Source organism: Flavobacterium branchiarum, assembly GCF_030409845.1.
Classification (GTDB): domain Bacteria; phylum Bacteroidota; class Bacteroidia; order Flavobacteriales; family Flavobacteriaceae; genus Flavobacterium; species Flavobacterium branchiarum.
On sequence record NZ_JAUFQQ010000005.1, the window covers coordinates 1,561,582 to 1,582,247 of the forward strand.

General features: G+C 29.0%; 17 protein-coding genes and 1 pseudogene. 7 read left to right on the forward strand and 11 right to left on the reverse strand.

The window, feature by feature from the left end:
* Nucleotides 1-90: 90 nt before the first annotated feature.
* Entirely contained in the window at nucleotides 91-633 is a 543-nt protein-coding gene (locus QWY99_RS18765; protein ID WP_290267243.1) for a hypothetical protein, read from the reverse strand.
* Nucleotides 634-775: 142 nt separating this feature from the next.
* A complete protein-coding gene (locus QWY99_RS18770) occupies nucleotides 776-1,180 on the reverse strand; it encodes a helix-turn-helix domain-containing protein (protein ID WP_290267244.1) in 405 nt (134 codons plus the stop codon).
* A gap of 491 nt (nucleotides 1,181-1,671) precedes the next feature.
* Between QWY99_RS18770 and QWY99_RS18775 the strand changes: the two genes are divergently transcribed.
* The 5 genes from QWY99_RS18775 (at nucleotide 1,672) to QWY99_RS18795 (ending at nucleotide 9,931) form a co-directional block, all read left to right on the forward strand.
* Nucleotides 1,672-3,480 carry an ATP-dependent nuclease gene (locus tag QWY99_RS18775; RefSeq protein ID WP_290267245.1) on the forward strand — a complete coding sequence of 603 codons (1,809 nt, stop codon included), beginning with the start codon at nucleotides 1,672-1,674 and terminating at the stop codon, nucleotides 3,478-3,480.
* Nucleotides 3,458-5,560, forward strand: coding sequence for a UvrD-helicase domain-containing protein (locus QWY99_RS18780; RefSeq protein ID WP_290267246.1), 2,103 nt, complete (start codon nucleotides 3,458-3,460; stop codon nucleotides 5,558-5,560). Before QWY99_RS18775 ends, QWY99_RS18780 begins: the two co-directional genes overlap by 23 nt.
* A gap of 3 nt (nucleotides 5,561-5,563) precedes the next feature.
* The gene (locus QWY99_RS18785) at nucleotides 5,564-6,817 is read left to right on the forward strand and encodes a phosphoribosyltransferase-like protein (RefSeq protein ID WP_290267247.1); all 1,254 of its coding nucleotides are present in this window, start codon (nucleotides 5,564-5,566) and stop codon (nucleotides 6,815-6,817) included.
* Between the two features lie 235 nt (nucleotides 6,818-7,052).
* Nucleotides 7,053-8,189 (forward strand): reverse transcriptase family protein, encoded by a 1,137-nt coding sequence (locus QWY99_RS18790; RefSeq protein WP_290267248.1) that lies wholly within the window; start codon nucleotides 7,053-7,055, stop codon nucleotides 8,187-8,189.
* A 530-nt stretch (nucleotides 8,190-8,719) separates the two neighbouring features.
* Nucleotides 8,720-9,931: a site-specific integrase gene (locus QWY99_RS18795; RefSeq protein WP_290267249.1), complete on the forward strand. Its 1,212-nt coding sequence runs from the start codon at nucleotides 8,720-8,722 to the stop codon at nucleotides 9,929-9,931.
* Nucleotides 9,932-10,326: 395 nt separating this feature from the next.
* On the opposite strand, the gene QWY99_RS18800 is transcribed toward QWY99_RS18795, so the two are convergent.
* From QWY99_RS18800 to QWY99_RS18840, 9 genes and pseudogenes are all read right to left on the reverse strand, one after another.
* The gene (locus QWY99_RS18800; protein ID WP_290267250.1) at nucleotides 10,327-10,887 is read right to left on the reverse strand and encodes a hypothetical protein; all 561 of its coding nucleotides are present in this window, start codon (nucleotides 10,885-10,887) and stop codon (nucleotides 10,327-10,329) included.
* 18 nt (nucleotides 10,888-10,905) lie between these two features.
* Nucleotides 10,906-11,925: a relaxase/mobilization nuclease domain-containing protein gene (locus QWY99_RS18805; RefSeq protein WP_290267251.1), complete on the reverse strand. Its 1,020-nt coding sequence runs from the start codon at nucleotides 11,923-11,925 to the stop codon at nucleotides 10,906-10,908.
* Nucleotides 11,922-12,299, reverse strand: a complete 378-nt coding sequence (locus tag QWY99_RS18810; RefSeq protein ID WP_290267252.1) for a plasmid mobilization protein — start codon at nucleotides 12,297-12,299, stop codon at nucleotides 11,922-11,924. The genes QWY99_RS18805 and QWY99_RS18810 overlap by 4 nt, the downstream gene beginning before the upstream one ends.
* A 123-nt stretch (nucleotides 12,300-12,422) precedes the next feature.
* Nucleotides 12,423-13,355 carry a DUF8464 domain-containing protein gene (locus tag QWY99_RS18815; RefSeq protein ID WP_290267253.1) on the reverse strand — a complete coding sequence of 311 codons (933 nt, stop codon included), beginning with the start codon at nucleotides 13,353-13,355 and terminating at the stop codon, nucleotides 12,423-12,425.
* Nucleotides 13,356-13,623: 268 nt separating this feature from the next.
* The gene (locus QWY99_RS18820) at nucleotides 13,624-14,856 is read right to left on the reverse strand and encodes a DUF5906 domain-containing protein (RefSeq protein ID WP_290267254.1); all 1,233 of its coding nucleotides are present in this window, start codon (nucleotides 14,854-14,856) and stop codon (nucleotides 13,624-13,626) included.
* A 93-nt stretch (nucleotides 14,857-14,949) separates the two neighbouring features.
* Entirely contained in the window at nucleotides 14,950-15,285 is a 336-nt protein-coding gene (locus QWY99_RS18825; RefSeq protein ID WP_290267255.1) for a helix-turn-helix domain-containing protein, read from the reverse strand.
* 178 nt (nucleotides 15,286-15,463) lie between these two features.
* A complete protein-coding gene (locus tag QWY99_RS18830; RefSeq protein WP_290267256.1) occupies nucleotides 15,464-15,982 on the reverse strand; it encodes a hypothetical protein in 519 nt (172 codons plus the stop codon).
* 414 nt (nucleotides 15,983-16,396) lie between these two features.
* Nucleotides 16,397-16,819: pseudogene (locus QWY99_RS18835) on the reverse strand (transposase family protein); the annotation flags it as partial.
* A gap of 204 nt (nucleotides 16,820-17,023) precedes the next feature.
* Nucleotides 17,024-17,401 (reverse strand): hypothetical protein, encoded by a 378-nt coding sequence (locus QWY99_RS18840; RefSeq protein ID WP_290267257.1) that lies wholly within the window; start codon nucleotides 17,399-17,401, stop codon nucleotides 17,024-17,026.
* A 608-nt stretch (nucleotides 17,402-18,009) separates the two neighbouring features.
* Between QWY99_RS18840 and QWY99_RS18845 the strand changes: the two genes are divergently transcribed.
* Nucleotides 18,010-18,480 carry a GNAT family N-acetyltransferase gene (locus QWY99_RS18845; RefSeq protein ID WP_290267258.1) on the forward strand — a complete coding sequence of 157 codons (471 nt, stop codon included), beginning with the start codon at nucleotides 18,010-18,012 and terminating at the stop codon, nucleotides 18,478-18,480.
* Between the two features lie 71 nt (nucleotides 18,481-18,551).
* Nucleotides 18,552-19,811 carry an MFS transporter gene (locus QWY99_RS18850; protein WP_290267259.1) on the forward strand — a complete coding sequence of 420 codons (1,260 nt, stop codon included), beginning with the start codon at nucleotides 18,552-18,554 and terminating at the stop codon, nucleotides 19,809-19,811.
* Nucleotides 19,812-20,666 lie beyond the last annotated feature (855 nt).

Below are 20,666 nucleotides of genomic sequence, written 5' to 3' on the forward strand. Positions count from 1 at the left end.
CAATAAAACTTTGAGGTAAAAACCGTAATAAAACAACGTTTAATTATACCTAATACTCACAAGTCAATAAATTTTGACATAGACTTTAAATTACCAGAACCATTTAATTGTTATAAAATATTCCAGCAATCTAAATATTACAAACAAACCAAAAGTGATTATTAATTTTAAAAAAATGTTTTTCGATTTTTCAAGCTTTTTTGTAGTCATCAATTCTTTTATAGCTTGAATTAATTGCTCTTTATTTATCCACAGAATAATTAAAATTAAAATCTGATACAATAAAGCCGCCTTCAAAGCACCGAAACTTATTTCAAAGAAAATATCTTGTAATATCACATTAACCAATATCGTTGATAAAAACAGACAAGCAATTATTCTCGTCCTTTTCATCAAAATCATAATCCCACCAATTATTTCCATCAAACCTAATATAATTGCGTAAGATTTAGAATATCCATAAAATGCCCACATTAATTCCATTCCAGTCATTTCGGAAACAATTTTATCAATATGTGATGCATCATCAAATTGAATAATTTTCGCCCCTCCATAAACTAACATTGCAAATGCTACAATCCAACTTATAGCATTTTCAAATATTTCAATTTTGTCTTTTCTAGTAAAATTCACTTACTTGTTTTTTTTTGTCTGTTATAATTTCAGCTTCAAATAGGCAGAAAAAAAGGAAACCATTTCTGATCTCCTTTTAATTAATATATCTTTTTCAATGATTTATTAGGCTTTTGCTAAATTCTCCAAATAGAATCTAAAACTATTTATTGATTAATTTTTCAAGCCTTGCCATCATTTCATCTTTCTCTTTCAACATACGCTCGTACAAAACAATTTTTTCTTCATGCATCTTTAATACTTGCTCTATGGGATTAAAATTAGGATTATCATTTTTCTGATATCCAATACTATTATCTCCAAAAGTATTAGAAATAATATTTATTGCATGCTCTTCGTCAAAGTTCCGAAAAGCTTCAACTGGAATTTTTAATACTGCTGAGATCTGTTTAAGCAGATTATCTTCAATTACATCTTTCTGCTCAAGCATAGAAATTTTCTTCTGATTCCAGTCTTCTCCCAAATCATAAGCTAACGCCTCTTGCTTTATATTAAGCATTTCTCTGAAACGTTTTATGTTTCTTCCCTGATGTATTTTTTGTTCCATAATAAATAGCAGTTTTCTAAAGACTCAAAGATAAATCCATTTGGTTTAAAAAGTCTGAACTTCAAAGATAAAAAAATATCCCGTAAAACATCCTTCTTGTCAGATATCATGTCCACTTTGTGAATAGACCTACACAAACACTTTACACTTTTTAAAATTCCTTATTTACTAAAAACAAAGCACAAAAAAGCCTCACATTTCTGTAAGGCGTGCTTTAAACTGCGGCCCACCTGGGCCGTCCCGTTACGCAACATACAATTGATTTTCAATCTATTAAGTGTTTTTTTTTTATTTTTTAGGCACCCGAATTGAATGCCTATTTGGTTGATTTTTTTTAGAAGAGGAGTAGTAAATGCAGACCTTTTTTTATTAAATTATCACTTTTTTTACTTGTATTTTAACATATTCAATATTCATTTACTCATGAATTTTTAACAATATAACAATATTTATCTTAGATTTAAAGTCATCTTAAATAAACAATCGAGTATATGTATTTGTCAGAATTAAAACTTTGGAATTTTAGAAAATATGGCTCAGAAACTTTTGATCTTAACAAACCCGATTTAGTTATGCCTTTTATAAAAGGATTAAATCTTTTAATTGGAGAAAATGATTCTGGTAAAAGTGCCATTTTAGATGCTATTAAATTAGTATTAAAAACACATGCTTATGAATGGATTAAAGTTGATGATTCTGATTTTTATGTTGATAGTAATAATCATAAATCTGAAAAGCTTAGAATTGAAATTCATTTTTCAGATATTTCAAATGATGAAGCTAAAAATTTTATAGAATGGTGTGGTTGGGCTGAAGAAGTGAAAGGAGATGGTAAAATGAGACCAAAACTCATTTTAATTTATCAAGCAGAAATACGAGACAATCGAATCATTCCTTCAGATGTTAAAGCTGGAATGGATGGGGTTGGCCATTTATTGAATGCAGAAGCTAGAGAGTATTTAAAATGTACATATTTAAAGGCTTTAAGAGATGCAGATAGTGAATTAACGGCAAAAAAAAATTCTAGATTATCTCAAATACTTCAACAACACGATTTATTTAAAAAGAAAAAGAAAATACCGCCTCATTATCTTGAAGATGTTTTTAACAAAACCAATGAAACAGTAAAAAAATATTTTAATAATGATGAGAAAGTTGAAGGTAGAGGTAGTAATAAAGAACTCATTTCTAATCCTATTAACAGCTTTTTACAAAAATTTGTTAATTCCGACTTCCAATCAAAGTTTGATTTAAATACTCCTGATATAAAAAATATTTTAGAAAAAATTTCTTTAGGTATTGAAGGTAAAGATAATTTAGGCTTAGGGACGATGAATCGTCTTTTTATGGCAGCTGAGCTACTTCACTTAGAGAGAAAAAATTGGAGTGGATTAAGACTTTGCATGATTGAAGAATTAGAAGCACATCTTCATCCGCAAGCTCAAATGAAAATTATTGAAGCGTTAATTGAAGAATCCGACAAAGGAGTACAATTTATATTAACAACTCATAGTCCAAATATTGCTTCTAAAGTTGATTTGAAATCCTTAATCATTTGCAAAAATAATGATGCGTTTCCAATGGGTGAAGAAAACACTAAATTAAACAAAGATGATTATATTTATTTAGAACGTTTTTTAGATGTTACTAAATCTAATTTGTTTTTTGCAAAGGGCATAGTTATAGTTGAGGGTTGGTCAGAGGAAATTTTGATTCCTGAGATAGCAAAAAAAATAGGAAATGATTTGACTCAAAGAGAAGTTTCTATAATTAACGTAGCTTCTGTTGCCTATTTACATTTCGCAAATGTCTTCTTAAGAAATGATGACAAAAAAATGAAAGTTCCAGTAGCAATTATTACAGATTTAGATAATAGGCCAAATGAAGAAGGGAAATTCAAAAAATATGAAGAATTAGATAATGATCTTGATAAGAGCATTAAAACTAAATATGATAATTTAGAAAAACTTAAAACTGATTATACAAAAACAGATATTAGTTTAGAGCTAGCAAAAGAATGGACATTGGAATGGTGTCTCTTTAACTCTCCAACATTATCTGAACTTTTTAAAGAATCTTTAAAAAACACACACCCAACAATTTTCAAACAAAATTTTGATGATTTTATACCAATGTTAAAAAAGGAAAAGCCTACGAATTTAAACAAAGTCAAGCTAGCTGCAAATCTTGCCGATAAAATCAAAAGAGATAAAAAAATAACAAAAGTTGATCTTGAAAAAGATGAGTATCTAAAATACATTATTCTTTCAATTAAACATGCTTGTAATCATGGAATTTGAGAAGTATATTAATCAAGCGGAGGAGATATTTATTAATGGAAATACTTTTGACACTGAAAGAATAGATTTTATCACAAACTTAGAAATATGTGATTTACTTGCTGTCCCTGGAAGTGGAAAAACTACTGCATTACTGGCGAAATTATATTGCTTAGCCCAAAACATGCCCTTTGAAAGTGGCTCTGGGATTTTGGTTTTAGCACATACAAACCACGCTGTTGATGAAATAGAAAAAAAATTAAAAGCACATTGTCCACAACTTTTTGACTACCCAAATTTCGTTGGTACAGTACAAAGCTTTATAAATCGCTTTTTAGCAATCCCTTTTTACACACAAAAAAATAATACTAAATTTAAAATAATTGAATATGAAGAGTATAAAAAAGAGTTTAATTATTATCTAAAATATTCAAAAGGAGCGGTTGCATATTTTAAAAACAGTAATCCTTCTATTTTTTATTCAGCAAATCTCAACATTAATGGTAATGGAGAAATTTTTGTTTGTTCAGAAAATAAAGATGAAGAAATTATTCTTAATTGTCCTGATTTATGGTATAAAGAAAAAACTGCAGAGAATAAAATTACTGAAGTAATTAATTTTATTAAAGAAACTAAAATCAAATTATTTTCAAAAGGATATTTAAACTACAGTGATTGTTATTTTTATGCTAAAAAAAACATATTAGAGCACTCTAGTTTAGAAGTCATTCTTCAAGAACGCTTTAAATATGTTTTTGTAGATGAAATGCAAGATTTAGAAGATTTTCAAATTAAAATTATTGATGATATATTTTATAAGAATAATTCTAAAACGATAATTCAAAGGATAGGTGATGTAAACCAATCAATATTTAATTCTGGGAAAAAAGTCAAAATTGAATGCGATTGGAAACCAAGAAATAAACATTTTTTAAAGAATTCATTAAGACTTACCAGTTCAGTAGCCAACGTGGTTAACAAGTTTGTTTTAGAATCCCAGTTTGACCAACAAGGAGATAGGCTTGAAGTAGTAGGATGTAATAAAATACAAAAAAACATTTTACCACACTTAATATTGATTAATGAAAAAACAACAGGAGAGCAAATAAAAGAAAGATTTAACAAAATTATAGTTGAAAATAATTTACATACCGATGATTCAAATAAAAAAAATGGATTTCATATTATTGGATGGAGCACTGAATGGGATGACGACGAAAAAAGTATAGATAAAGATGGAATAAAAAAATATCGTTTAAAGGATTTTTTTGGAGATTACAATAAAGAACTAAATCAAAAAAAAGAAGACTATAATAGTTTAAGAAAACATCTTTTTTTATTTGATAGGGAGAAGCAAACATTTGAAGCAATTAGAAAATCAATACTAAATGCTTTAATTAATATTTTAAGAATTGAAGGGATTTATAAAGATAAAATTACTAAACATCTTTATAGAAAAAGTAATTTAATTGAGATCTTCAAGACTCAAGAAAATGAATATTATAACAACTTCAATTCTAGATTATTTTCTTGGTGTTTTGATATAATAACAAAGAAAAACTATGAAGAGGTATATCTAAAATTAAAGAAGTTTATCGAAAGCACTGAATTTATTGGATTAAATTGGTATAAAGAAAAAAATCATACACCTCAATCAATTATTAAATCTAGCGAATTTATAAATGAAGGATTTAATTATGAGATAATTCAACAAGATTCTAAAGAAGGAAAAACTCAAAATACAGAGATTAATATTAAACTTTCATCTGTACATGCCGTTAAAGGACAAACACATTGTGCTTCAATGTATATTGAAACATCTTATTACAATTACGAAACAAAAAAAGCTCAAATTTTAAATAGTTTATTAGGAATCGATCACACTTTCAAAATTGGAGAAAAAAACAAAGTTGCAAAAGGTAAAGTTGCAGGCGAAAAAGATGTAAGAGGTAAGGAAGCTTTAAAAATGTTGTATGTTGGTTTTTCTCGACCAACACATTTATTATGCTTTGTTGTTTTTGAAAAAAATATTAAAGATAATCTTCATAATTTTAAAAATGATGAATGGGAAGTGATTGATGATTTAATTAATAAAAATTAATTTATGGGACATGATTTTGATTTAAATAGGCAATCGTTACAAAAAATAGACAATCTCCTTCCGAGGTTAAAACATTCTATTTCTCCTACTAAGATTATTAATTGGTTAGAAAATTTTGAAAAAAAAGATGTTGATAATGCTATTGATTTACTACAGTTATTTGAGTACATAACTTTTGATGAAATACTATATCGATTTAATGATTTATTAGAAAAGATACTAAAACAAATACCAATAGGTGATCAAATCATTATTTTGCCCTATGGAAAAGTTGGAAAAAGTGGTTCATTAATAACTTATCCTTTAATGCATACTAAGGCATTTATAAAGAGAGCAAGGAGTATTATCTTGACACATGATTTTGAAAAAATTGATAATCCTTCATTGTATAATCATATAATTTTTATAGATGATTTCATTGGTTCTGGAGGTACTTTTCATAAAGAATATAAGATTATAAAAGATATTGAGTCATGGATTACTAAAAATAGTATCAAAAACACCTATATTTTGTCGTCAATTATAATGAAAGATGGCAAAGATTTTATTTTAAAGAAATATCCAAATATCCAAATACATGCAGAAGTGAGAAATAAACTTTTTGATCCAATAAACTCTCCTTTAAAGGTTTTAAAAAATATTTTAACACTTAAAACTATGGCATATCGCTACGGTTCTAAAATTGATGTCTTTGGGTTTCCATACGGCTATGATAATAGTCAATCCTTGATCTCTTTTTTTCATTGCACTCCTAACAATACACTCCCAATTATTTGGAAAAAGAATGAGAATTGGGTCCCCCTATTTCCCAGAAATCCAGATATTCGTATGAGTAATGCGAGGAAGTTCAAAAAAGATATTGCATTTATGATTGGTATTTGCAATAGATTAGGTATTGATTTGTATAAAGATGAGAATATTGTAATACTTCATAAGGGACGCAAAATAAGAGATATTAAATATAACTCAAAAATCCATCATTCGATAGTAGCTTTAATAAGATTAAAACAAGAAAAATTTGATGATATTGTTATTTGTCACATTTTAGGATTAACTATGACAGAACTTGAAGATATTTATATGGAAGGTCGTAAATTATCCTTAATTGATACAACAAATAATTTGAGTATTTCTGCAGATTTGTTCATCAAGGAATTATATAATAAAACTAGAAAGGAAAAATTTAGAAAAGAAACATATGAGAATTTAAAATCAAAAAATACATTATATTTACCTCAAAATTTTAAAGGATATTGACATAGTTAAAGATTAGCATTTTCCCTATTATTGGGACTGTCGGTGTATTTCATCGAGAGTAATTAAAGCTACTTGACAACAAGTAACTTTAGACATTGTTAATAAAATTTCGAATTTGATAACAATTGTGAATAATGAACAAAGGGGAAGAATAAGTTATTATCAAATTAGAAATTTCATTAACCCTATCTTAACTACAAGTTTTTAACATCCATGTAAAGAGTAATTTTTCATTATGTCGTTTCCTTTAGAAGATTTTATTGATCAAGCAAAAAAGCAAAACAAGTCTGATGAATACATTGCAGTGTGTATTCAATATATTAATTCCTTATCTGAAAAAGGATATCCTGTCTTTTTTTCAATTGAACATCTTGCCAAAGAAATAAATATACAATCCTATTTTTTAAGGGCATTAATTGGTGAAAGTTTTGATAAATACTCGCAAGAGGCCTATAAATACCAGCGATATTCTTATTTTAAATTAAAAAAGAGGAATGGAACATTTAGGGAAATCATGTCTCCTTCTAGAGATCTAAAATATATTCAAAAGTGGATTTTATTTAATATTTTGAGTTGTTATCCTTTACAAGATAGTTGCAAAGGCTTTCGGAAAAATATTTCAATTTTTGATAATGCAAAAGTTCATGAAAAATCAGAAGTAATATTAAAGATTGACTTGCTTAAGTTTTATGATACTATTACTGAAAAAAGAATTTATGGAGTATTCAAAAATATGGGATATATTGAAAATCTATCTTATTCACTAGCAAAGATTACTACTGCTAAGCATAGGGATAGTTATTGGGAATCTTTTGATAGTATCTCCAAAGAGATTTTATCTGATTTAATAGTTTTAAAACCAAGTATTTTACCTCAAGGAGCACCTTCAAGCCCTATGCTGGCTAACATAGTAGCTACAAAAATGGATATAAGATTTCAAAGTTTAGGCGCAAAAATGAATTTTAACTATAGTAGATATGCTGATGATTTAACGTTCTCAATCCAAACAGGAGGTAAATTACCTAGTTTAAAACTAATTAGAGAAATAATAACTGATGAAGGCTTTTATGTCAATAATGAAAAATTAAAATACATGAAAAAAGGTTGTAGCCAATATGTTACTGGCCTTACAACAACTAATGGTGTTAATGTCTCAAAAAAATATCGTAAAGCTATATCAAGTCATATTTATTATTGCAGAAAACATGGAGTTAACAATCATTTGGAGGTAAATGCGATAGATTTTCCAGATTATAATAGTTTGAAATTTCACGATTGGCTTTATGGTCATTTATGTTTTATTAAATCGATAAATTCGAAAGCAAATAGTAGACTTCTAGAAGATTTTAATAAGATCAATTGGTTTGTTTAGTAATAAAAAAAGACGGTTGTTGCACCGTCTTAGTTTTTAAGAGTATTCCCAATTAAAACCTCCAGAATTTTCACGTTCGTTTCAACAACATCTGGAAATACAAGTTTTGGATATTCCTGTTTTCCTTAACGCTTCTGAGGCTGATTTAAAATTTTTACTAAATTCTTGCTACTCCACAGGTTTTCGTATCGATTACACTTTTTAAAATTCTTTTTTTACTGAAAATAAAGCACAAAAAAAGCCTTACATTTCTGTAAGGCTTGCTTTAAACTGTGGTCCCACCTGGGCTCGAACCAGGGACCACCTGATTATGAGTCATATTTTATTTATTTTACAATGACTTACTTTTACTTATTATAACTGAAAATCAATTATTTACAAAATTAAAAAAACAAAATACATCATTATAAATGATAATATTTGTAGATTTGTTCGTCAAATGTTCGTCAAATTTTTGCCTGTTTTTGCCTGTTTTTCTACGATTATGTAGAAAATGTTCGTCAAATTTACAAATTAAACATCCAAAGAAAATGATTTCCTACAAATTTACATTAAAAAGCACTTCAAATGCACAAGGGGATTATTCTATTATCCTTGTCTTTATAAAAGATCGAATAAACAGTAGTTTATCAATCAATAAAACATGTAAACATGAAGATTGGTCGTTTGACACCCAACGGCTAAAAAAATCGCACAAAGAGTATAAACAAATTAATGAACTAATCGAAAAATACTCGAATAGAATTAATGAAATAATTCATGATTTTGAATCAGATGAAACTCCATTTACAATACAAGATATTATAACTAAATTCAAAAAAAAATCTGGCAAACAGAAGGCCTTGAGTTATACGGATTTTCACGAAACTTTGATTGAAGAAATTAAAAACGCAGGAAAACTGTCAACGAGTAGTATTGAAAAGGAAACACTAAGATCAATACAACGTTTTTTGGGTAAAACTGAAATCACTTTTAGAGATTTGTCCGTCGATGCAATCTATAAATATCAATCCTTTTTAAATGCCAATAAAAATAGCCAGAGCACCATTGGTATAAGAATTCGAACTTTAAGATCTGTTTTTAATAAAGCAATTAGGAGAGAAATCATTCCTGCTTCTATGTATCCTTTCACTAAATTTAAAGTATCCAAGATTAAGGAAAGTGGTAAAAAAGAATACTTGTCTGAAGAAGAACTCGATTTCCTGAAAAAAGCAAATTTATCTGAAAACAATGATATTATTGCAAGAGATATGTTTTTACTAAGCTATTATGGAAGAGGCATCAATTTCATTGATCTTATGCAATTAAAGAAAAGAGACTTGTATAAAGAGACTATCACATATAAAAGAAGTAAAACAGGAGTAATTGTAAATTTTAAATTAAACGAATTCTGGAAGCAAAAAATTAGCGAATATGCCTCTCCTGTTGACTCTTTGTATATATTCAATATCATTCACAATAATCAAGAGTCCGAAACCTATATAAATAACAGAAAGGAAAAATTTCTAAAACTTTATATAAACAAACCTATTAAAAAAATTATTAATGATTTGGGCATCCAAAAGAATATCACTTACTATTGCGCAAGACACACATTTGCTACAATCCTGAAATTTAATAATATATCAATAGATATTATCAAGGAAGCTTTAGGACATAAAGATATCAAATCCACTATGTCTTACTTAAACACACTTCCAAGCAACACTTTAGATAAAATGATTGATGATATTATTTTTTAAATAAGACAAACTGGATTTATTTGCTTTCTCTTATCGTTTCCATTTTTTTTTTAAAATTCACAAAGCTCATTACTATTTAACTACTATATCTTAAGGGCTATTTTCATATTTGTACTCATAGAAATATAACTTAAAGTGTCCCACTGTGACTATGTGTGTCATCATTTGATACAAAAAAATATTTTGCACCTTAAAATGACGAGGTACAACGGGGGTATAAATTTAAGCAAAACATCATATACTATCCAAGATAAAAAGGAATTAACAAACAAGTTAAAATATTATTCACAAACACTTTAACTCATTTATTTGTAGTTTTTTATAATGTTTTATTCTGCTATTTTCCAGTTAGGGATTATACAGAAAGAAATTATTTTACTGCACATTTTTCACCGTCATTTATTTCCTACCGAGTTTGTATACGCTTTTTTCATTAATTTTTTAGTTTCTTTATTATTATTAACATACATATACTCCCAAGCTTTTCTTATCCTATCATTTTGAATTTGTTGCATTTCAATTTCTTTGTTATTATCGTTATAATGTATTCCCCAGTTGTAAAGATTACTTAGAGCTACCATTATAGCAAGCCATAAAAACCATCTGCCAAAAACAATTTTATAAAATAATTTCGCATCCTGTTCCGGAAATAACAAAATCTCAAATTTCCTAACGATACTTTTTGGTTGCCTGCCAATCATATATTTTATGTCTAGAAAACCTTTTTGAAGAATAGCCTCAATTTGCTTAATATCCAATTGTTCTGAAACATCTTTTTCTATTTTATGTTCGTTTTTAGACACATCGATTTTATTCTCTAAGTTTTTAACTGCAGTAATAAGCGCCTCAATATCCTGATTGTTTGCTTTCTGTTCCAGTGTAAATTCCTCCAGTACTAATTGCAATGTCTCTCTTTCTATATAATCTTTTTCGTCTGTATTTGAATTTGTTTCCATATTTTTTATTTTTCAATATCATCTCCTTAATGCTGATTTCTTCTTTTTCTTTTGAGGAATTCTTTGTAATTCAGGATCGATATAATCCGGCTCATATTCAGAATTCATTAGCTGACCTGTAAACCCTAAAATCTCTTTAACAACTTCCTCTCCTGTCCTACCTAAGTTATAGTTTTGCTTTTCTTCGTTTTGCTTTCCAGTATTGAAAGAATTAGATATTGACTGACTATCTCTGTCATGATTTTTTTCTTCACCAACATTTTTCCTGGCATACTGTTGTTTCTGATGTAATATCTTTTCAATTTTCATCAATGAAAAACCAACTTCGCTTCCTTTTATTTTTACTTTTTTATCATCTATAAAAGAAATCCCCCTGCCCTTAAGAACTTTATAACCCAACTCCCGCATATGTCTTTCAAATGCTAAATAGGAACTGGCATACTTTAATGTCTTTTGAATATCTTCTTTAAGTTTTTCTTTTCTACTGTCATGGCGAGGCAGTAACCTGTCTTTAGGAGAAAGGAATGCTCTTGGACTTAATACTTCTTGAAGACCGTATTTCTTTTCAAGCCGTCGACAAAGTTCAGCCATCCGTTTATAGCTATTACTATCATTGGCAACCTTACCATCAAAGCCAACTCGATTGGATGCAATATGAATATGTTGCTCTTTGGTATCCTTATGTAGCACACAAATGTATTGGTTGTCTGCTATACCGAACTCATTAGCGCATTCTCTCCCAATCTCTCTTAATTGTTCTTTGGTCAATATATCTTCTGGAGCTAGACGTAAGGTGAGATGCAACATTGGTTTTTCAACACGCCTGCTTAATTTCCTAACATCCTTAAACTGCTGTGTAAGCTCATATTTGTTACCGAAGCATTTATTGTATTCCAATACTTCTGCACGACCTTTATGTTGCAAATGATCTTGCATTGCAAGTGCAAGCTTTTTCTCTTCGGACAATTCTCTTTTATCTTCCAGACAGTAGCTAATGCAATGGTAAAAAGAGCTACCTATGCTTACATGACCTATCATGACATAAAGTTTTTAATTTGGACAGCAAGATCTTTAACCTGACCTGACTGCACTTTTAATTCTGCCCGTTCAAGCGGGCTTAATTCATCATTGCTATTTCTCTTTTTAGCAATTTGATTCAGGTTGGCTGCCATGTGGTTGAGTACTCCGGTAAAGCTTAGAATTTCTTTCGGAAGGGCTTTATTTCTGTAATCAATCTTTGCCGTTAATCCAATTTCACGAAGATATTCGGAAACGGTTATACTGGCTTTTTTGGCTTTGGCTTCAATTATTTTACGCTCGTAGAGTGTACATTTAATTGCCATAAGCTGATCTCTTTTTACAGCCTTTTTGGGTCTTCCTCCTCTGTTCTTTTTTATTTCTTTCTCTTCCATAGTCTCTTATCATTTATTTTTTGAATGCGGATGCATGAAAAAAATCACTCTCAACGAATGCGGCAGCATGAGGGGAGCCAGCGTTTTGGTTTTACCAAAACATAGCTGGCTACCACTCGGACGTCATATAGACCTCCTAAAACTATGACCTAGTTTAACTTGCTGTTCCTGGTTTAACCATTCGTTTAAATCTTTCTTTTTTTGGTATAAAAAACTTTGGTCGGTATATTTTGTTGAATCTCTTTGTAGGGCTCCATTAGTAAATTTAATACCTGCTGTATCTCTATCTAAATAGAGAGCAACTCTCTCATGTTTTTCCATCAATTGTAATGACTTGTTAAAAAAGGATAGTGAATTAAGTATCAGGAAATTTGTTTGTTGATTAACTGATTTTTGATTCATCATTTTATAAGAGAGGTAATCAAAAAAGCCTTCAAAAACAACTACTGATTTTGCTTGGGCATCTATGAAAGTGATATCTTTTGGTGAGCTGCTACCTTTAAAATTTTCACTGCGTAATTCATATCCTCCTGAAATATTCTCAAATCCAATTGCAGTATACTTTCGATTATTTAAACAAAAATCAACCTCTTTACAATGTTGTCTTGCGATCTCTTGTGAAATGCTTCGGTTATCTAAATAAGCCATCAACAACTTATTTTCCAATGTGCGTACATCAACAATGACAATTTTATCAAGGGGATTATCTTTCTTTTCATTTGCAATTCTTTTGTTTGAAGACTGTTGATTCTCATTCTTAAGTGATAAACTTATACCGAAGGAAATACTATTACCGTTTAAAAGCTGTAAAAATTCCGAAACTGTGCATCTAAAATATTCAATCCCAAAATCAACTACATTTCCTCCCTTGCCTGTTCCGTGGTCATACCATAAATTTAATTTTTGATTCACTTTAAAAGAGGGTGTGTTTTCATTTCGCAGTGGGGATAGATACCAATAATCCTGATTTTTTATTTTTGATGGCTCATGCCCTAATGTTTCAAGATAATGGACTAAATCAATTTGATTTGCAATTTTACAATTGAACTTTTCCATAATTATTTTTTTCAAATAAATCTTCTATTGATTTGATTCAAGTCCTTTTTTGCTAATGAAAAAAAGAACAGAAATTTTTTCTTTTTTTTATTTTTTGATGCAAATACGTTCTAATATATCGATTATATTAGGATTACACTGCATCAATAGCCGCATCAGTGCATCACTTTATTTTTGTCCTGCATCGGTTTTGCATCAAAAAAGATTGTTTTTTAATTTGATGCAAGGTTTGATGCAGATCCCTTTAGTTCAATTACAAGACTTTATACTAATTTTGCATCATAGCATCAAATATTTTATAAAACAAAATCTTTTTGATGGTATAAAAACGTCCTCTTCGATCTACTTTCACATATTCACCATGCGACAATAATTCAATTCCACAATAAGACTTCGTATTATCTTCGGGTATAAAACCCCATCGCTTCAGAATATTTCTTATTTCATTAGCAGAAATATTTATTCTGTTATTTTGCTTCCTCAGTAGAATGAAAATATCATTAGGAGCTAATTTCAACTCATTCTCATCCATTTTCTCAAAACATTCATGAATCAATTCAAGCATAAGGATTTCTTCTTTATTTCGATTTACAAGCTTTAACAGAGAAGCGGTCATAATCTGTTCGGGTTTAAACCACATTCTCGTTTTTTGTTGAGAAAAATAATTTCTCATTTGCAGGTACTTTAAGAAATACGGAATTTCTTTGTTCAGTTTTTTAAGAAAGAATACATCTTCTGTATTTATAGTACGAATTTTACGAATCCAAAAACGGATTTCTTCTTCATCTATTTGAATAAAATTATCTTCATTATTAGAACAAAGAATAAATTTTGCAAAGAATTCAATTTCTTGTCGATCCTTTCCTTTTGCTTCTATTTTATCTTTGTCAGTGGTAGAAAGATACTTTAATCGTTCTGTAATCTCCTTTTTATCAAAAAAGACTTCATCAATCGCGACGAGCAACATACTCGCCCAATCGGAATTAAACTGCGAACCAAATGAATCGCCTTTTATGTAAGTCATATTCATTCCAAAAATTGCTTTCAACCACTTTATAAAAGAGCTTTTTCCTGTCGATCGTTCTTTACTTACTAAACAAAGAATTGGCAATGTTTGAGTAGGTTTTTCATATAAAAGTTTTATGTAGTCTAAACCTAATTGTGTTTGGTCTCCAAAAATATGTTGAATAAATTGCAATGAATTCGGAATCAATTTTTCAAGTTCATGAATTGAAAAATCCTTAACGATCGGTTGGTTAGGCAGTTCATGATAGGTATTATAGAAATCATCTACAATTTGCTCATAACCAAAATGATTAGGAATACAGCAAAAACCATCTAGTTTGGATATATCGTTTAAAAACGATTTTCCGTGATCTGAAATGATTGTTTCACGATTCCACCGAACCATCACTTTTACTTTGTCACCAGATATTAAAGGTTTATCAATAATTTTGAAATAGGAAGTTCCTACTCTGATATAAGGAATATCTAAGTCCATAAGATTCAAATTATAATTCTTACAATCTTGTAATAAGAATTTGATTAAAAAATAAAGGATTTTTATGCGTTCATTTTACGGAAGTTGAACGCCTTATTTTTCCCACAAAGTAGCATTTGTGTTCTCAAGATCTTCAGTAGTACTAATGATCTCTCCGTTTAAATAATCAAGAAGATCCACTTTTCTAAAATAGATTTTCTTTTGACCTTTTTTCTTGGAATACCTAATCTTTCGTTGGTGGGTAAGCTGATAAATGTATTTGACCTCTATAGATAAAAACTCGGCAGCTTCTTCAGAGGAATAAACATCTTTACTATTTAAAGATAGTTTCATTAATGCCTTTTTAATAAACGCATCTTGTTTCTTTGCTAGTTCCATTACGATCAATTCCAATCGATCAATTTTGGAAGTAAAATTACTTGCATCCATGTTTCTAATTTTTAAATTATGAAACAAGTTTACGGAGGTTTGGTTATGTAAAAAATCGTGTAAAAACAATTTACATATTTAAAATAACTAATAATAATAAATTCTCAAACAGAACAAATCACTTTAGTTTATTTTTACTTTAAAAAACATATTTGAGTAATCAAATTTTACATAGCGATCAAGGCAATTTTTCAAAAAATCTTGTAAAATCGTTAATGTGTAAAATTTTATCTCCATCATTTATTGTAATATACTTATTCAAAAAATCAATGATTTTGGTGTTTGTTTTATCTTTAATCTGAGAATTCCAATTTTTTTGAATATTGAAAAGTGATGTCAATATTTCAATTATGTTCTGTTTCGAATTTCTTTTATTATCTACGTTTATTGAAATTGATCTATCTTTTATTTCCATTCCATTGCATAACTTATAAAGATTTTCAATTGAAGAACTATCTCGAAAGATATTAATATACTTCTCTATGATCAGATCAAATTCTCTTCGATGAATCTGTTTAATGATATCTCCATTGGTTAGATTTACGGCATCTTTAAAATTTACCCCATTCTGATTTATTGATCCAATTACATTACTTTCTTCAAAAACAACTTCTCTTTGTTTAAATATTTTATTAGGGTTTTCAAAACAATCTTTTACTATTTTAAAAATAGTCCTAGGTGTTTTTATTTCAAACATATAAAACAACACAAATTGGGTAAGAACTAGTAAAAAGAGATGCAATATGATTTTGTAAGTATCAAAAGTACTTAAAACCTCTTTACCTAGGAAGGCTCCTATAAAAAATGATAAAAAACAAAGCAGAAATAAAATCAATAACCTGCTTTTGTTTGTTCCTGCGTAATATTTAAATTTCTCTTCACAATATAAATTAACAAATAGAGGTTTAACTATGAAAAATAATCTAACAAGCAGATATACAGGAACAACAATTTTCGTAAAAATAAGAATAAATGACAAGATGTATACATAAATGGCCATATTGTAATCCTTTAGTTTTATAAAGTTAAACAAAACTAATTGATTATCAATCTGCAGTTTTTGTGCAACTCATTAATAAGTAAAGCTTTATTTTTTCCGTAAACTTATTATTTCTATTTCTTTCAAGAACTCAACATCAAACTCTGAGTATGCCTTAAGACAATATTTTTCATCTCTTTTTTGCATGACTAAATTTATTTTTTTTACCATCGTCCAGATAGGTTCGTAGCGTTTATGCCCCAACAAATATTGTATTTTTAATATTGACATTTTTCTTTGTGACAAAGTCAGTAATTCAATACATATCATCCAGTATCTAAAAGGCAAATTTGAGTTTTCCATAACTGTTCCTGATCGAAGACTAATTCGACTGCCACATTTTTTGCATTGAAACTTAAGGTCTATTTTCCTAAAAGAATGCTCAGTATAGAGACACTTTTTGCAAACTATACCATTTTCAAGACGTTTCTTTTTGAACTCCTCGATACATGTCGCTTCGTTGGGATATTTTTCGAAAAATTCGCGTAGTTCCATTTTAAGGTGGCATAATTTAATTACAAATATAGATTAACCTTTGAACAGTAAAACAAACTAATGGTCTAAAAAATGGATCTGCTTTTAATTGTAATTTCGTCCGCTAAAAGTTTTATTAAATCTAATTATTTTGGACAAAAGAGATAAATAAAATGGGATATTCTATTCGAATACCCCATTCTTTATTATAATGCTTTTAGAGAGTTAAAGCTTTAGCGCTATTTCTTTTTTGTACTTATTTAAGATAGATTTTGTCATTCCTAAATTTGCTCTTGTAGAATCTACTGCCAGATAAATAAAATATTCTCCGTTCTCAGAAACATCAATTATGTGAATTTGAGATGACAGTGTAATCATAATATTATCTACTGATTGACCTTCTAAACCAAGAGCTTTGATAGCATTTATTTTCGCCTTAACTACTTCTAGATTAAATGCTGATGCTAATTCCGGATCAAAATCTGCAATTACAGATTGCGTATGATAGGAAATTCCGCTTTTAATTTCTGCTACAGCAACTGCCATAAAGCCAGGCACATTTTTTTTGAGATCATCTCCGAATTGTTTTAAAAAATCAGACATAGTTATGAATTTAGATTTAATTTGTTAATAATGATTTGCAACAAAAATACAGATACAATCTTATTTAATTATCCACTATAAGTACCTAATCTATTTTTCTCTATTAAAACTCAATTTTTCATGAATTTTATTCAGTTTATTATCTAGAACTCCAGTAATCGTAATAATACTTTGATTACAATTAAAAAAGTAGTGATCTGCTTAATTATTTTTATAAGGACTTAAAAATTCTTTCAATATTTAGAGTATCAATCTAATAAACTATATCCCATCAAAAAATCTATTCTTGAATATTTAAAACTTTAGTTTAGAGTTTCTCAACATCACTTTTTCTTTGAAATCCGTTCTTTTGCAAATAAAACTCATGTATTTTTTAGTTTATTTATTTAGCACTAATGCTCTTTTAAAGGAGAAAAAGATCCTAAATTTCAGATTTTTTTGTGTTAAAAAAACGCATCTAAATTAAAAAAAAGTCTTTAAAATTTAGATACAAATTAGATAGTTATACCACTTAAATGAGTTACTTTTGTGCCTTTAAAAAACAGAAAAAAAATATCGAGAAAGGCCTGTAAATAAGTATCTGTCGTCCTTTTTTTTAAACTTTCAACATGGAGAATTCATATCAAATTTCAGAAATAAGTCATAAAGATTTTGATTCTGTAAAGGACATAATTTACGAGTCTAAATTAATAGATGAAAAACTTCTTACTTTAGAAAATGCAGTGCTGTTTATCAAAGATAAACTGAGCCGAAATAAAGCTAAAATTTTTGCCACAAAACATAAGGATACTCCTGTTGCTTTTATAGTTCTATATTACAAAGTAAGTACAGTTTCAAAAATAAAATACAATTGGCACATTTCATATTTATATGTCAAACCAGATTTTAGAAGAAAATACATTGGAAAAGAAATTATGATGAAATGTATCGATTATGCAAAAAAAACCAAAGTTGATCATATTTCATTAAACACCAGTACTGATAATTTTGCTGCACATCAACTTTACGAAAACTTTGGTTTTGTACAAACAAATTTTATATCAAACTATTATTATTATGAAATGAAAATAATAAAATAAAGGTACTTCGATTTGAAGCATAAACAAAAAGATACGATCAGAGTTTTACATTTTTCATTAAAAAATTATATATGATTACAACGTTACTTAAAAATTATTTAAAGAACTTCAGTCAGTTTTCTGTAGAGGTTAAAGTTTTAGCTATTACTACTTTTATTAATAGACTGGGAGCAATGGTGGTTCCGTTTCTTTCTAAATACATGTTAGAAGAACTTCATTTTAGTTACAGCCAGATCGGTTGGGTAATGGTGTTTTTTGGAATAGGCTCTTTTATAGGAACTTGGATTAGCGGGAAATTATCTGACAAAATAGGGTTTTATAAAGTAATGGTTTTTAGTTTATTTACTAGTGGCCTTATTTTTATTTTGTTGCAGTTCTTAACCACTTTTTATAGTTTTTGCTTTGGGGTTTTATTATTGACAACAGTTTCAGATATGTATAGGCCGGCGATGTTGGTTTCGCTAGATACTTATGCGAGGAAAAGTGAGCGTACCAAAGCATTATCATTAGTTCGTTCTTCTGTAAATTTAGGATTCATGTTTGGTCCTTTAATTGGTGGTATTATTATTACGCTTTTAGACTACACCTTCTTATTTTACATAGATGGACTGACTTGTATTTTAAGTATTTTTCTGTTTGCTATTTATGTAAAAGAGAAAAAATTACCATTTAAGTTAAACGCTTTTAAACACCTAAAAGAGGAGAATTCTGTTTTTGAAGACAAGCCTTTTTTAATTCACCTCGTGGTTACTTTAATAACAGGAATACTTTTTTTTCAGATGTTTACAACTTTATCACTTTATTACAAAGAGGCTTTTAACTTTACCAGCATAGAAAGCGGCTTGTTTCTAGCACTTAATGGAGTATTAATTTTACTTTTTGAGCTCTCCATTGTGAGCTATGTTGAAGCGAAAAAGATAAACAAACTTTTAGTAGTTTCTTATGGCGTTTTAGCAATGGCCTTAAGTTATCTGTTTTTATTAATTGAACATAGCATCATAGCATTAATTGCAATGATGATTTTTATGACCATCGGAATTATGTTTACCTTTCCTTTTGCAAATTCCTTTGTCAAAAAGAGATCATTAAAGAAACAAGAAGGTAAATTTATGGCTGTATTCACTATGAGTTATAGTGTTGCTCATATTTTAAGTACCAAATCCGGCATGGCGATTATAGCAGATTTTGGCTACAAAGCAAATTGGATTTTTTTAAGTTCTCTGGGCTTTTTAGGGTTTCTTTTAGCTTACCGTTTAGTTTTTATTGTTAAGAAAGAAAAGGAAATAATTAAAAATAAAATCGTCCAATCACTTTTTTCAGTTGGAAAATAGTTAAATAAAGTGTCTGATTTTTAATACATAACATTTCTTGGTTTCCTTGCTACTATGAATAGCAATATGACTTTATTTTCTTTTGATTTTATCGGATACGTTTGAGATTTATTCGTCTAGTAAAAGCGGAAAGATTTGTTTTTTAAATTCATCTATAATCTCTTTCATCAATTGGATAAGAGCCTAGGGATTAATCCCCTAGGCGGCCTTCCACACCAACCGGCATACGGATCCGTACCAAGGTGGTTCTTAATTTTCGATACATTTTCAAATGTACTTCCGTTAGGTTGTTTTCAGTTATCCCAATAAAGCTCTGCACTCCTTGGTAGCTCTCGGATTCCATCCTATCCTTCCCAAGGCAGTTATCAAAATTACTCGATATTTTCTACATTCGTTCCTTCATAAGCAACATTCATTTACTGCTCACTTAATTAAGTTCAGTCCTTCAGTACTCATTTCCAGCACCTACTATGACCTCTGCTGACTTCTTATAGCAATTGTTATCCATAGTTCTGTAAAAAAACTATACTCATAAGACCTCCCCAGGTAAGAACGATAACTTTCCTCTCATATGTCTGCTATATTTACCATAATGCTTCCGTACAGTTTGGGACTTCAGCTTGTGTTGCAACCTTATCCAACATTTCTGGCCTTATATTTAGTTTCTGTTCGTCAGGCCGAGAGTTTGCCTACTGCTTCCTTCAGATTCCACCTCACAATGGACACCCTTGCATTCAGCCAACACTTCTCAGTGTAAAGGCGTGCTCGGGACTTACACCCTAGAGTTATCGCCCATGCTGGGTACACAACAAAAAAAAGCTCATTGAAATATCAATAAGCTTTTCTATTATAATT